We start from the raw sequence: 12,946 nt of genomic DNA on the forward strand, positions 1-12,946 counted from the left end.
TGACTGGAGAGCAGCAGTATTAAGTATTGTACTAATTATACTTTCAGTTATTATGTATTATCCATTCTTTAAGATGTATGATAACGAATTATTAGAAGAAGAAAAGGCAAACGAAGCATCTGAAAATTAAGAGGTAACAGAAATGTTGTATATAGGTATAGATGGCGGAGGTACAAAAACAAAGATGGTTCTTTTTGATGAGAAAGGATCTCGTTTAAAAGAATTAATCCTTCCTACAGTACATGTTTTAACTCAGCCACAAGATCAATCTATTGAAATATTAAGAGATGGTGTCAATCAGCTAGATCCTGATCATACTGCCATTATTGGTGCAGGACTTGCAGGATATGGCCAACAGAAAGAACTAAGAGACAAAATAGAATATATATGTAAAGAAGCATTTGGAGATAGACCTTTTGTCGTGGAAAGTGATGTAAGAATTGCGATAGAAGGTGCATTAGATGGGCATGATGGCATTGTGGTCATTGCAGGAACAGGCAGTATTGCCTTATCACTTAAGAATAATAAGCTCACACGTTGTGGAGGCTGGGGTTATCAATTAGGTGATGAAGGCAGTGCTTATTGGATTGCGAAGAAGATGTTTCATACATTCTGTAAAGAAATAGATGGCAGACTAGAAAAGACAGCGCTTTATGATCTAATTATGGAAGAATGTCATCTAGATATTGATTATGATATTATCACATTTATGAATAGTCTTGATCGTACATCTATTGCATCCTATGCTTATATCAATGGATTAGCTGCCAATCAGGGAGATCCTTATGCGATAGAAATATATAAACAGGCAGCATTAGAAATTCGTTCACTTATAAAAACACTCTTAAAAGAACATGATTCAACACCTCGTATTTCTTATATTGGAGGCGTATTTGATCATGCTTCTCACTATATTCTACCTATTTTGAATGAAACAGTAGATTATCTTATTTCACCTATCCATACACCGGAATATGGTGCTTACAAGCTTGCGAAGAAACTAGGGTGAAAACCTTAGTTTTTTTAATAAAGGAGGAAACTATGAAAAAGACAAAAGATATATTATGGGGTGGAGCCACTGCCAGCAGCCAGTATGAAGGTGGCTATAAAGAAGGCGGTAAAGGCTTAGATACACAAGATTGTAGACCCTATCTAAAAAGAACATCTGATGCGACAACATCTACAAGATTACTTACACAAGATATTATTGATGAAGCAAAGAAATGTGAAGGAATAGGACACTACCCATTTAGACAGGGTAGTGATGGTTACCATCATATTGATGAAGATATTGCCTTACTTAAAGAATTAGGTATTGATATCTATCGTTTCTCAATCAGCTGGGCAAGACTTTATCCTCATGGAGATGAAGAAACACCTAATGAAGAAGGAATTAAGTTCTATGATCATATCTTCAAAGAAGTACATAAAGCAGGTATGAAGATCTTTCTCACAATGAATCATTATGCTGTTCCATTATACCTAGTAGAAAATTATGGTGGATGGACAAATAGAAAACTGATTGAATTCTATGAAAGATTTGCGACAGTTGTATTTGAAAACTGGGGAGAATATATTGATTATTTCCTCCCATTTAATGAAATAAATGCTGGATACTTTAGTCCTTATAATGGTGTAGGATTAGTAAAAGAAAAGGATCAGCCTTATAATCAGACACTCGTATTCCAGTCATTGCATCATCAATTTGTAGCAAGTGCTAAGACAATTAAGATTGCGAAAAAACTCTCTCCAAAGAGTCAATCAGGCTGTATGGTGGCATGTTTCTGTTATTATCCACTTACATCTACTCCAGAAGATAACTTAAAAGCAGTCAGAGATGAAGAAATCCATCAGTGGTTTGCGGTAGATATACTAGCGAATGGTCATTATCCAAGCTATATGGATCGTTTCTTTAGAGAAAATGATATTCATCTAACTGTTACAGAAGAAGATTCAGAATTACTTAAAAAATATACATGTGACTTTGTTAGCTTCTCATATTATTCAAGTTCTATCGCAACATGTAAGGAAGATGGTCAACAGACAGCGGGTAATCTCGTTGTATCTACAAAGAACCCTCATCTTAAGGCAAGTGACTGGGGATGGCAGATTGATCCCGTAGGACTTAGAATCATGTTGAATAAGATGTATGATAGAACACAGAAACCTGTCTTTATATGTGAAAATGGACTTGGTGCACATGATATTATGGAAGATGGTCTCATTCATGATCCATATAGAATAGATTATCTTGAACAGCACTTTAAACAAATTGATGAAGCGATTGATGATGGTGTAGACGTTATAGGTTATATTATGTGGGGTGTTATTGATATTGTTTCTGCAGGAAGCTGTGAAATGGAAAAACGTTATGGTGTTGTTTATGTGGACGCCAATAATCTAGGTCAGGGTACTTATAAGAGATATAAGAAGGATAGTTTTAAGTGGTATCATGACTTTATTGAAAATAAGCATAAACAATTCAACTAAGGAATTCTTTTTAGTATGATAGACATATGGAGGATTTCATATGACTTATATCGGACACTATCAATCTCCTCTAGGAGATATACTTATTGCGACAGATGAAATAGGTGTATATGGCTTATGGTTTGAGAATCAGAAGTATTATGCATCAGGATTAAAAGAACCTTATGAAGAAAAAGACACAGAACTTATTCTAAAAGTAAAAAAATGGCTTGATCTCTATTTTAAACAAGAACAGCCACCTATTGATTTTCCTCTTCACTTCATAGGTACAGATTTCCAAAAAGAAGTATGGGAGATTTTATGTGATATTCCTTATGGCCATACAATGACTTATGGAGAAATAGCAAATATATTAGCACAAAGAAGAGGTGTTAAAAGATTCTCTGCACAGGCAGTAGGCGGTGCAGTAGGACATAATAGAATAAGTATCATAGTCCCTTGTCATAGAGTATTAGGCAGTAATGGAAGCTTAACAGGTTATGCAGGTGGTATTGATAGAAAAGAAGCGTTATTAAAATTAGAAGCATAATAAAGGGGGCACCATCAGGTGCCCCCCCTCGTTCTTAATCAAAATCAAACTTATCTGCATTTTTTTCTTTAAAGATTTCAAATAGTTCATTAAGTAGTGCTTCATCATCTACTGAACGATAGTTTTCTTCATCAGAATCATCCTCTGATTCTTCACATCTTAAGATCACTACCTCATCTGCTTCATCATCTACTGGTAATAACACAACATATGTTTCTTCATTATGTTCAATCAAATCAAGATATTCAAACTCTAATTCATTTCCCTCATTATCATTCAATACGACAATATTATCCATTAGTCATCCCTCTTACTATATTCTTCACCATATTTCACAAGACGATCAAACTTCTTCTGGTTCTCTTCATTTTCAAAAGTAATCTTCTTTATAGCGTTCAACTTATAAATAGCTTCAGTACTTTCTTCAAATACTTCATCCTCATACTCCTGATGCCATTTAGTATAATCCTTATCGATAAGATAAGCCATCTGTTTACCTTCAACTAAGGCTTCTACATAATCTTCAGCTGCTTCACCAATTTCATGATTATTAAATGAATCTTCTTTATGTTCATACTTGCTTAGATATTTAAGTTCAGTATCTACATAACGAGTATAGATTTCTGTAGTGAGTTCTGCATCATTTTCTTCTATTTTCCATCTTTCTTCTAATGCTGTTTTAAAATCCTTATAGAATGCTTCATCAATTGATTGTTCTGTTTGTGTTGGTGTATCAGTTTGTTTAGTAGGATTACTCTGTCCTGTATCCTTATTATTGTTTGTACATGCACTTAAACCAAACACTACCATACACGATAATAATAATGTAAATAGTTTCTTCATAATGAAACCTCCTTTCATATTAATTATATAGGAAAATGATTTCTAATTGTGAAAAAATGCATTCTAAAAATTAAATAAGTATAGTATTGACCTTAAAGCGTGCTTTAAAGATAGAATAGGCAAGAAGGGGGAAATTATGGCTAAAAGAATTAATCCATTAGAAGGATCATTATGGGATAAGATCCTTGCATTCGCATTACCTTTGGCAGCTACAAGTATTATTCAGCAGTTATTTAACTCCTGTGATGTAGCGACTGTAGGACAGTTTTCAGGAAGTCATTCACTAGCGGCAGTAGGGAGTACTGCCCCAATCACTAATCTATTTATCACAATCTTTGTAGGTTTCTCAGTAGGAGCTAATGTGATTATTTCACGTTTTTTAGGAGCACAAAGAGAAGATAGAGCCAATCAGGCCATACATACTGCACTTGTATTATCTATTATTACTGGTTTTATTGTTTCTATTATTGGAGAAATCATTGCCCGTCCACTACTAGAACTTATGTCCACACCAACAGAAGTACTACCTCTTGCAGTACTCTACTTAAGAGTATGTTTCATAGGGATGTTCTTTTTAACCATCTATAACTTTGAATCTGCCATACTAAGAGCAGGTGGAGATACCAAAAGACCACTCTACTGTTTAATTATTTCAGGTACTATTAATGTTGTATTGAACTTAGTATTTGTCATTTTATTTAAGCTAGATGTCGCTGGTGTAGCCTTAGCGACTACTATCGCAGATGCCACAAGTTCTTTATTACTCTTTAGAATTTTATATAAAGAAGAAGGCGCTTTGCAGGTTAGATTAGACAATATGAAGATGGAATGGGTCTATACAAAAGAAATACTTATTATAGGTATTCCTGCTGCAATACAAGGAATGTTGTTCAATATTTCTAATATCATCATTCAATCAGCTATTAATAGCTTAGGTGCTGATATTGTTGCAGCATCTACTGTTGCCTTGAACTTTGAAATGTATTCTTATTTCTTAATTACAGGATTTGCTCAGGCAGCTATTACCTTTACATCACAAAACTATGGCGCAAAGAATTATAAACGCTGCATCCAGTCTATTAGATGGTGTATGTTACTTGGTGCACTTTTTACTGGTGCTATCAGTGCACTCTTCGTATCATTCTCACCAGTCCTATCAGGAATCTTTACATCAGATCCTGCCATTGTGAAAATAGCCTGTATCCGTATTTCTATTGTAGTCACATTTGAAGTACTCAATATGACTATAGAAATCATGTCAGGTGCACTCAGAGGACTAGGAAATCCAATGATCTCTACAGTACTCTGTATCATCTTCACATGTGCATTAAGACTTGCCTGGATCTTTATTGCCTTCGCAAGAATCCATACATTCCAGTCAGTGTTAGTTGTTTACCCAATCAGCTGGGCAGTGACTTCTGCATCTATTGTGATTGCCTATTTAGTTGTAAAAAAGAAAAAACTCACGAATGTCTAAGCCAGTTCTCTGGCTTTTCTTTTGGGCTTCTTTTTCACTTGTATTTACGATAAAATTAATATTAGGAGGGAAAACTATGAAACAACATAATACATTTACACTTAAAGATTTCATTATTAGGGCAGTCATTGTATATTTTGTTACTCTTATTATATTCTGCATATTTATCTTTAGAGTGATTCCGGGCTGTTCGTTACTACAATCTAAGCTTGTATTATTCTTGCTTACAGTACTTAGCTTTGGACTCATCTACTTTGAAAAGGATGATAGAAGAAACTACTTAAGCATTGCGACAAACGTACTCATACCTTTTGGTATCTATACAACACTTGCCTATATGTTACTTCTTCCTATACCCCTAGGAATAGTATGGGTATTACTTATTGGTCTTGATCTAGTTTATGTAGGATTTTACTTCTATAAAGTAAAAAGAAGAAACTATAACTCACTCTTAGAAAAATCACAGCTAGTGATTGGTTTAGCTTCTCTTTTATCACTTGTCATTGTGTTAAGTTTTACTTTATTTGGTTCTTCTATCATTCAATCATCTACAAAGATTACAAATAATACAGATGTCTATATGAGAAAATATGATGAAAAATCACTTGAAAGCTTACATAACTGGTCTAAACTCACACGTAAAGAGAAGCTCAATACATTACAGACTATATGTAATAACGAAAGAGACTATCTCGGGATATCTGCAAGAATCAAAGTAGGGGCTGGAAGTCACTTAACACATGCCTATTGTCAGTATAATAATAAATCAAAAGAAATTACTTTTGATATCAGTCAATTAGATCATGCATCTTCTACAACTCTACTAGAGGCATTGCTTCATAGTTCATATCATGCTTATGAATATGCCCTTGTAGAATCTTATGACACAATGAGCAGTGATTATAGTAAGTTGTTTGACTATCGTATCATTGACACTTATAAGAAAGAATTCTCTACCAAAGTTACAAATAAGGCAAAATACTACAATCAGATCAACGAATCTAATGCAAGATCTTATGCTACAGATGCCTTGCAGGACTACCAAAATAAGCTGAGAAAATAGAAAACACATAAAGTGAACAATACAGGATTGTATTGTTCATTTTTTGTATATACGTCCTTTACAATTTAAAATATTGTACAGAATTCAGTACAATCTATTATCAAAGTGATAAAAAGTTACTAAAAAATAGACATACATGTTTAGAATTTAGTAAATACAGTAATAAAAATAAGAATTGTCACTAAAATACAAAAAAATGTGTGAAATTATGTTGACAGTATACAATTTTTAGACTAAACTAATCACCATAGTAGAAAACAAATACTACAGGAGGAGAATATATGAAAACAGGTAAAACAGTAAAAGTATTGCTTACCGCTGCAACTGCTGCAGGAATGTTAGCTGGCTGTGGTTCTAAGACAGATACTGATACATTCAGATTTGCAAGTGAATTAGATATCCAGGGTATGGATTCTACAGTAGTTGATGATGGTATGTCATTCAACGCAATTCATGCTATTACAGATGGTTTAACAGCCGTTAATGAAAAAGGTAAGACTGCACCTGCAATTGCTAAGAGCTGGGATGTAAGTGATGATGGTAAGACTTATACATTCCACTTAAGAGATGCAAAATGGACAAATGGTGATAAGGTTACTGCAAATGACTTCGTTTATTCTTGGCGTAAGATCATCAAAGATGCTGGTAACTATGCTTATATGTTAGGTAGCGGAGGTGCTTCAGTTAAGAACGCAGATGCCCTTATGGAATTAGGTGCTAATGCAACTGATGAACAGATGGCTACTCTTGGTGTTACAGCTAAAGATGATCAGACTTTAGTAGTAGAACTTGAAAACAAAGTTCCATATTTCACAGACTTAATGGCATTCCCATGCTACTTCCCACAGAACGAAAAGTTCGTTGAAAAATGTGGTAAGAACTATGGTACTAAGCCAGAGTACACATTATCTAATGGTGCTTATAAGATGACTAAGTGGGTTAAAGGTAACAAAGCAACATTCACTAAGAATGATAAGTACTATGATGCTAAAACAGTAGCAACTAAGAATCTTGAGATGTACTTAGTACAGGATCCTAAGACTGCTGCACAGAACTTCGATAATGGTAAAGTTGACTATGCAACAATCAACTCTACATTAGTAGATAAGTATAAAGGTAAAGATACATTCACTACTTTCAATGAAGGTTACTTATTCTACTTACAGGTAAACTTCAAGAACAACACTGTTGCTAACAAGAACGTAAGAGAAGCTTTAGCTTATGCAATCAATAGAAAAGATTTATGTGAAAACGTATTAAAAGATGGTTCTATGGCTGCAACTGGTTTCGTTCCATCTCAGTTATCTAAGAGCCCAGCTGGTAAAGATTTCCGTGATGATGCAGATAAATATGTAAGCTATGATCAGAAGAAAGCTCAGGAATATTTAGATGCTGCTAAGAAAGAATTAGGTACTGATACAATCACTATTGATTTATTATATGGTACTGATGAATCTCCAATGGATACTATGGCTGAATACTTACAGGGTTCATTCTCTAAGTTAAAAGGCTTAAAGGTAAACATGGTTGCAACTGTTAAGAAAGACAGAATCTATAACAGAGAAGCAAATGGTAACTTCCAGGTTGTATGTACTCGTTGGGGTCCAGACTATGCTGATCCAACAACTTACTTAAACTTATTCTTAACTGGTAACCAGAATAACTATGGTAAGTACAGCAACGCTAAAGTTGATTCATTAATGAAACAGGTTCAGGCTGAATCAGACTTAAATAAACGTTGGGACTTAATGACTCAGGTAGAAAAGACTGCACTTGATGATTTAGCTTATATTCCAGTATTCGAAAAGGGTGCTGCAGCATTAAAGGCTAAGAATGTAAAAGGACTTGTTCATTCAGCAGTTGGTGTTCCTTATACATTCAAATACGTAACTATCAAATAAGAATAAACAGAACATAGTGAGAATAAACACATTATAGCTCTTGCTATAATGTGTTCTTCTTTTTTAAATGAAAGGTGTGATATTTATATGGATAAATCCATGATTAGGTATATCTTAAAGAGATTGCTTATTTCAGCAATTACTCTATTTGTTATACTAACAGTTCTGTTCATTATGACTCGTTGTATGCCAGGTTCTCCATTCAACTCAGAAAAGTTGAGTCCAGAACAGCAGAAAGTCATTATGGCAAAATATGGTCTTGATAAGCCGGTTCTAGTACAGTATGGTACATACTTAAAGAATATGTTATCAGGCGACTTCGGTGTTTCTTATGTTTTATACAAAGATCAGAATGTTTCTGAATTAGTATTTGACGCAGCTAAGATCTCATTTGCTTATGGTATCGCTGCATGTATCTTAGGTACATTAGTAGGTATGTTACTTGGTATCGTTGCTGCATTAAACAAGAACACTATTTGGGATACAATCGCAACTATTATTTCTATCTTAGGTGTATCTATCCCATCATTCGTATTCGCATTATTACTTGTTATCTTGTTCAGTAATGATCTTCGTATCTTACCAACAATGTATGATGATATGAATCCAATCTTCTCATCTATATTGCCAGTTATCGCTTTATCTATGAGCGTTATTGCCAACGTAGCACGTTTCACTCGTACAGAAATGATTTCTGTATTAAATAGTGAATATATGACTCTTGCAATGGCTAAAGGTTTAGATCGTAAGACATTAATCTTCAAGCATGCATTACGTAATGCCTTAATTCCAGTAATCACTATCTTAGGTCCGATCCTAGTTAACTTGATGACTGGTACAATGGTAGTAGAACAGATCTGTTCTGTACCAGGTTTAGGTAAGCTATTAATTAACAGTATTCGTGCCAATGACTACAACATCATCGTTGCATGTTCATTCTTATATGCATTCATGTATATCGTTATGATGTTAGTAATCGATGTATCTTATGGTATTATCGATCCACGTATCCGTTTAGGAAAGGGGGACAACTAAGATGGATGACAAGAAATATGAATTTTTGCCAGATGATTTTGAGTTTATCGGTGATAAACAGAATATCAACATTGATGAAGTTGCTCCTGCAAGACCTGCTTGGAAAGATGTTGTTTATCGTTTTACTCAGAACAAAGGTGCAATCTTTGGTTTAGCTTGTATTATTATCATTGCTTTACTTGCTATCTTTGTACCAATGATTTCTCATTGGAAATATGATGCAATTGATACAAGTATTGCGAATATTCTTCCAAATGGTACTCATTTCTTTGGTACTGATAAATATGGCCGTGACTTGTTCGTAAGAACTTGGCAGGGTACTCGTATTTCATTAATTATCGCATTAGTTGCAGTAGTTATTGATATCGTAGTTGGTATGACTTATGGTTTAATTTCTGGCTACTTTGGTGGTTTAATTGACTCTGTCCTTCAGAGAATTCAGGAAATCATCAACTCTATCCCAACACTAGTAGTATTAACTATTCTTTTAACAGTATTAAAGCCTTCTTTATATACCGTTATTCTTGCGTTAATCTTCACTGAATGGATTCCTATGTCTCGTATCACAAGAGCACAGGTATTAAAGATCAAGGAAGATGAATTCATTCTTGCTTCTAGAACATTAGGTGCAAGCAATATCTTTATCTTATTCAAGGAAATCTTACCAAACATCTTTGGACAGTTAATCATCATGTCTATGATGACTATCCCAAATGCAATCTTCTATGAAGCATATCTAGCATTCGTTGGTTTAGGTTTAACTGTTCCTCAGGCTTCACTTGGTACTTTGATCAACTCAGGTTTCGAAGTATTCACAGTATATCCAACTCAGATGACTATCCCAGCTATTATCCTTGCAGTATTAATGTTAGGATTCAACTTATTAGGTGATGGTTTAAGAGATGCACTTGATCCTACTATGAAGGAGATGTAATTATGGCTGACAGAGAAAGAATTTTAAAAATCAGAGACTTAAATATCTCCTTTAAGATTGAAGGTAAGAAAGTGAATGCCATCCGTGGTGTTAACTTAGACCTTTATAAAGGAGAAACAATTGCGATTGTAGGTGAATCTGGTTCAGGTAAATCAGTTACTACAAAAGCTATCATGGGTATCTTAGCTAAGAATGGTAGTATTGAAAGTGGTTCAATCGACTATACTTGGCATGATCCAGATACTGATGAAAAACATACAGTAGATATCACTAAGATGACAGAAAAGGAAATCCAAAAGGAAATCCGTGGTCGTAAGATTGCGATGGTCTTCCAGGATCCAATGACTTCTCTAGACCCAACAATGACAATTGGTAAACAGATTATGGAACCAATGATGTATCATTATGGAACATCTAAAGAAGAAGCATATAAAAAGGCTGTAGAACTTCTTGAAGAAGTAGGAATCACTAACGCAGAAAAACGTATGAAGAACTATCCTCACCAGTTATCTGGTGGTATGAGACAGCGTGTTGTTATCGCAATCGCTTTATCTTGTGATCCATATGTATTAATCTGTGACGAACCTACAACAGCCCTAGATGTAACTATCCAGGCTAAGATTCTTGAATTAATTCAGGACTTACAGAAGAAAAAAGGTATTTCAGTTATTTATATCACACATGATTTAGGTGTAGTTGCTAAGGTAGCTGACTTCGTAAACGTTATGTATGCAGGTAAGATTGTAGAAACAGGTTCTATCGAAGATATCTTCTACAGACCTTTACATCCATATACTTGGGGTCTTTTATCAGCAATGCCTGATTTAAATACTGATGATCCAGAATTATATACAATTCCTGGTTCACCACCAAACGTTACAAAAGAAATCAAAGGTGATGCATTCGCACCACGTAATAAATATGCATTAAATATCGATAAGAGAATTGAACCACCTATGTTCAAAGTAGAAGGTTCTACAACTCATAAGGTAGCCAGCTGGTTAATGCATCCAAATGCGCCAAAGGTAGAAATGCCTGAAGCATTAAGAAAGAGAATCGATAACATGATGAAAGAAGGTGTACCAAATAATGGACAAGAATAGTCAGACTCCAATTCTTGAAGTCAAGAATTTAAAACAGTATTTCTATCCAAGTAGAAAGTTTACTGTAAAAGCCGTTGATGGTATTTCATTCAAAATCATGCCAGGTGAAACATATGGTTTAGTAGGTGAATCTGGTTCAGGTAAATCTACTACTGGTCGTGCTATTATTAGATTATATGATCCAACTGATGGTCAGATCATTTTCGAAGGTGAAGATATCACTGGTAAGATGTCTAATAAAGCTCTTAAGACATTACGTACTAAGATGGCTATGATTTTCCAGGATCCAATGGCTTGTTTAAACCCTCGTAAGAAGGTTATTGATATTATTGCTCAGGGTCTTGATATTCATCATGATTATAAAGATGAAAAAGAAAGAGAAGAAAAGGTTTATAAGATTCTTGAGATGGTAGGTCTATCAAAAGAACATGCGAACCGTTTCCCACACCAGTTCTCTGGTGGTCAGAGACAGCGTATTGGTATCGCAAGAGCCTTAATTATGAACCCTGATCTAATCATTGCCGATGAAGCAATCTCAGCCCTAGACGTATCTATTCAGGCACAGGTTGTAAACCTAATGAAGAAGATGCAGAAAGAAACAGGTGCTGCTTACTTATTTATCGCTCATGACTTATCAATGGTTAAATACATCTCTGATAGAATTGGTGTATTACATTTAGGTCACTTAGTAGAAACAGGAACTGCAGATGAAATCTTTAGTAATCCTCTCCATCCATATACAAGATCATTATTATCTGCCATCCCTCATTCTAACCCAAGAGTAGAGAAGGTAAGAAAATCATTCTCTTATGATTATGAAACAAGCGGTCTTGATTATGCAGCTGGTACTCAGCATCAGATCACTGATACACACTTTGTATTAGGTACTGATGAAGATGTTGAACAGTTCAAGAAAGACGCAGCAAACTTCAAATTATAACATCAAAAGACTATGACACTTAATGTGTGATAGTCTTTTTTTAGGCTCTAAAAATGTGAACCACTACACTTATTCAATGTAAAAAGTGTAGTTGTAACACATTTATTCGCTGTAAAAAGTGTATAGGTACTACATTATTTCACTGTAAAAAGTGTATAAGTAACACATTTTTTCGCTGTAAAAAATGTAAAAAGGTGATATAAAGGAATAATAAGGCAGGTGTCTCTATGTATTGATACGCAATAGAAGAATTATTCAAATGGAAAGAAAAGCCAAATCGTAAGCCAATGATTATACAGGGTGCAAGACATGCAGGTAAAACATGGCTGATGAAAGAGTTTGGTAAGAAAGCTTATACTCATACTGTTTATATTAATTTTGAAGATAATGTAACTATGGAAGATTTGTTTTCGTATGATTTAGATACAAATCGTTTAATAACTGGGATTGAATTGTATTGTGGTCATAAAATTGATCCTGACAACACACTTCTTATATTTGATGAAGTACAGGAAGTACCTAGAGCCTTAACATCTTTAAAATATTTCAATGAAAATGTACCTGAATATCATATTGTATGTGCCTGTTCATTCACGGATATTGATTTACATCAAGGGACATCATTCCCGGT

13 protein-coding genes are annotated in these 12,946 nt (G+C 34.4%); 11 read left to right on the forward strand and 2 right to left on the reverse strand.

Translation table 11 applies throughout. From position 1 onward, the window contains the following. Positions 1-142 precede the first annotated feature (142 nt). From QVO42_RS10255 to QVO42_RS10265, 3 genes are read left to right on the forward strand one after another with little or no spacing between them, the layout of a single operon-like run. Positions 143-1,009 (forward strand): N-acetylglucosamine kinase, encoded by an 867-nt coding sequence (locus QVO42_RS10255; protein WP_022426012.1) that lies wholly within the window; start codon positions 143-145, stop codon positions 1,007-1,009. Between the two features lie 32 nt (positions 1,010-1,041). Then, positions 1,042-2,490 (forward strand): glycoside hydrolase family 1 protein, encoded by a 1,449-nt coding sequence (locus tag QVO42_RS10260; RefSeq protein ID WP_022426013.1) that lies wholly within the window; start codon positions 1,042-1,044, stop codon positions 2,488-2,490. A gap of 40 nt (positions 2,491-2,530) precedes the next feature. Next, positions 2,531-3,019 carry a methylated-DNA--[protein]-cysteine S-methyltransferase gene (locus QVO42_RS10265; protein WP_022426014.1) on the forward strand — a complete coding sequence of 163 codons (489 nt, stop codon included), beginning with the start codon at positions 2,531-2,533 and terminating at the stop codon, positions 3,017-3,019. Positions 3,020-3,053: 34 nt separating this feature from the next. Here the strand turns inward: QVO42_RS10265 and QVO42_RS10270 are convergent, their stop codons facing one another. Then, positions 3,054-3,317, reverse strand: a complete 264-nt coding sequence (locus QVO42_RS10270; protein WP_022426015.1) for a DUF1292 domain-containing protein — start codon at positions 3,315-3,317, stop codon at positions 3,054-3,056. Continuing rightward, positions 3,317-3,862 carry a hypothetical protein gene (locus tag QVO42_RS10275; protein WP_022426016.1) on the reverse strand — a complete coding sequence of 182 codons (546 nt, stop codon included), beginning with the start codon at positions 3,860-3,862 and terminating at the stop codon, positions 3,317-3,319. The genes QVO42_RS10270 and QVO42_RS10275 overlap by 1 nt, the downstream gene beginning before the upstream one ends. A 136-nt stretch (positions 3,863-3,998) precedes the next feature. On the opposite strand from QVO42_RS10275, the gene QVO42_RS10280 reads away from it, so the two are divergent. The 8 genes from QVO42_RS10280 to QVO42_RS10315 form a co-directional block, all read left to right on the forward strand. Further along, a complete protein-coding gene (locus tag QVO42_RS10280) occupies positions 3,999-5,339 on the forward strand; it encodes an MATE family efflux transporter (RefSeq protein WP_022426017.1) in 1,341 nt (446 codons plus the stop codon). A gap of 76 nt (positions 5,340-5,415) precedes the next feature. After that, positions 5,416-6,402 (forward strand): hypothetical protein, encoded by a 987-nt coding sequence (locus QVO42_RS10285; protein WP_022426018.1) that lies wholly within the window; start codon positions 5,416-5,418, stop codon positions 6,400-6,402. A 281-nt stretch (positions 6,403-6,683) separates the two neighbouring features. Beyond that, a complete protein-coding gene (locus QVO42_RS10290; RefSeq protein ID WP_022426019.1) occupies positions 6,684-8,303 on the forward strand; it encodes a peptide ABC transporter substrate-binding protein in 1,620 nt (539 codons plus the stop codon). 87 nt (positions 8,304-8,390) lie between these two features. Next, on the forward strand, positions 8,391-9,338 hold the full coding sequence (locus QVO42_RS10295) for an ABC transporter permease (RefSeq protein ID WP_006504301.1): 948 nt from the start codon (positions 8,391-8,393) through the stop codon (positions 9,336-9,338). Position 9,339: 1 nt separating this feature from the next. After that, positions 9,340-10,272 (forward strand): ABC transporter permease, encoded by a 933-nt coding sequence (locus tag QVO42_RS10300; RefSeq protein ID WP_022426021.1) that lies wholly within the window; start codon positions 9,340-9,342, stop codon positions 10,270-10,272. A gap of 2 nt (positions 10,273-10,274) precedes the next feature. After that, the gene (locus QVO42_RS10305; protein ID WP_022426022.1) at positions 10,275-11,375 is read left to right on the forward strand and encodes an ABC transporter ATP-binding protein; all 1,101 of its coding nucleotides are present in this window, start codon (positions 10,275-10,277) and stop codon (positions 11,373-11,375) included. After that, positions 11,362-12,315 (forward strand): ABC transporter ATP-binding protein, encoded by a 954-nt coding sequence (locus QVO42_RS10310; protein WP_022426023.1) that lies wholly within the window; start codon positions 11,362-11,364, stop codon positions 12,313-12,315. The genes QVO42_RS10305 and QVO42_RS10310 overlap by 14 nt, the downstream gene beginning before the upstream one ends. A 287-nt stretch (positions 12,316-12,602) precedes the next feature. Beyond that, positions 12,603-12,946: AAA family ATPase (locus QVO42_RS10315; protein ID WP_288164381.1), on the forward strand; the 344-nt coding region annotated here is incomplete at its 3' end.

This window comes from Catenibacterium sp. CAG:290, assembly GCF_000437715.1.
In the GTDB taxonomy this organism is placed as follows: domain Bacteria; phylum Bacillota_I; class Bacilli_A; order Erysipelotrichales; family Coprobacillaceae; genus Catenibacterium; species Catenibacterium mitsuoka_A.

What these genes read in the sequence shown, in the direction of transcription:
- QVO42_RS10255 (WP_022426012.1), top strand. Translation starts at nt 143, where the DNA reads ATGTTGTATATAGGTATAGATGGCGGAGGTACAAAAACAAAGATGGTT.
- QVO42_RS10260 (WP_022426013.1), top strand. Translation starts at nt 1,042, where the DNA reads ATGAAAAAGACAAAAGATATATTATGGGGTGGAGCCACTGCCAGCAGC.
- QVO42_RS10265 (WP_022426014.1), top strand. Translation starts at nt 2,531, where the DNA reads ATGACTTATATCGGACACTATCAATCTCCTCTAGGAGATATACTTATT.
- QVO42_RS10270 (WP_022426015.1), bottom strand. Translation starts at nt 3,317, where the DNA reads ATGGATAATATTGTCGTATTGAATGATAATGAGGGAAATGAATTAGAG.
- QVO42_RS10275 (WP_022426016.1), bottom strand. Translation starts at nt 3,862, where the DNA reads ATGAAGAAACTATTTACATTATTATTATCGTGTATGGTAGTGTTTGGT.
- QVO42_RS10280 (WP_022426017.1), top strand. Translation starts at nt 3,999, where the DNA reads ATGGCTAAAAGAATTAATCCATTAGAAGGATCATTATGGGATAAGATC.
- QVO42_RS10285 (WP_022426018.1), top strand. Translation starts at nt 5,416, where the DNA reads ATGAAACAACATAATACATTTACACTTAAAGATTTCATTATTAGGGCA.
- QVO42_RS10290 (WP_022426019.1), top strand. Translation starts at nt 6,684, where the DNA reads ATGAAAACAGGTAAAACAGTAAAAGTATTGCTTACCGCTGCAACTGCT.
- QVO42_RS10295 (WP_006504301.1), top strand. Translation starts at nt 8,391, where the DNA reads ATGGATAAATCCATGATTAGGTATATCTTAAAGAGATTGCTTATTTCA.
- QVO42_RS10300 (WP_022426021.1), top strand. Translation starts at nt 9,340, where the DNA reads ATGGATGACAAGAAATATGAATTTTTGCCAGATGATTTTGAGTTTATC.
- QVO42_RS10305 (WP_022426022.1), top strand. Translation starts at nt 10,275, where the DNA reads ATGGCTGACAGAGAAAGAATTTTAAAAATCAGAGACTTAAATATCTCC.
- QVO42_RS10310 (WP_022426023.1), top strand. Translation starts at nt 11,362, where the DNA reads ATGGACAAGAATAGTCAGACTCCAATTCTTGAAGTCAAGAATTTAAAA.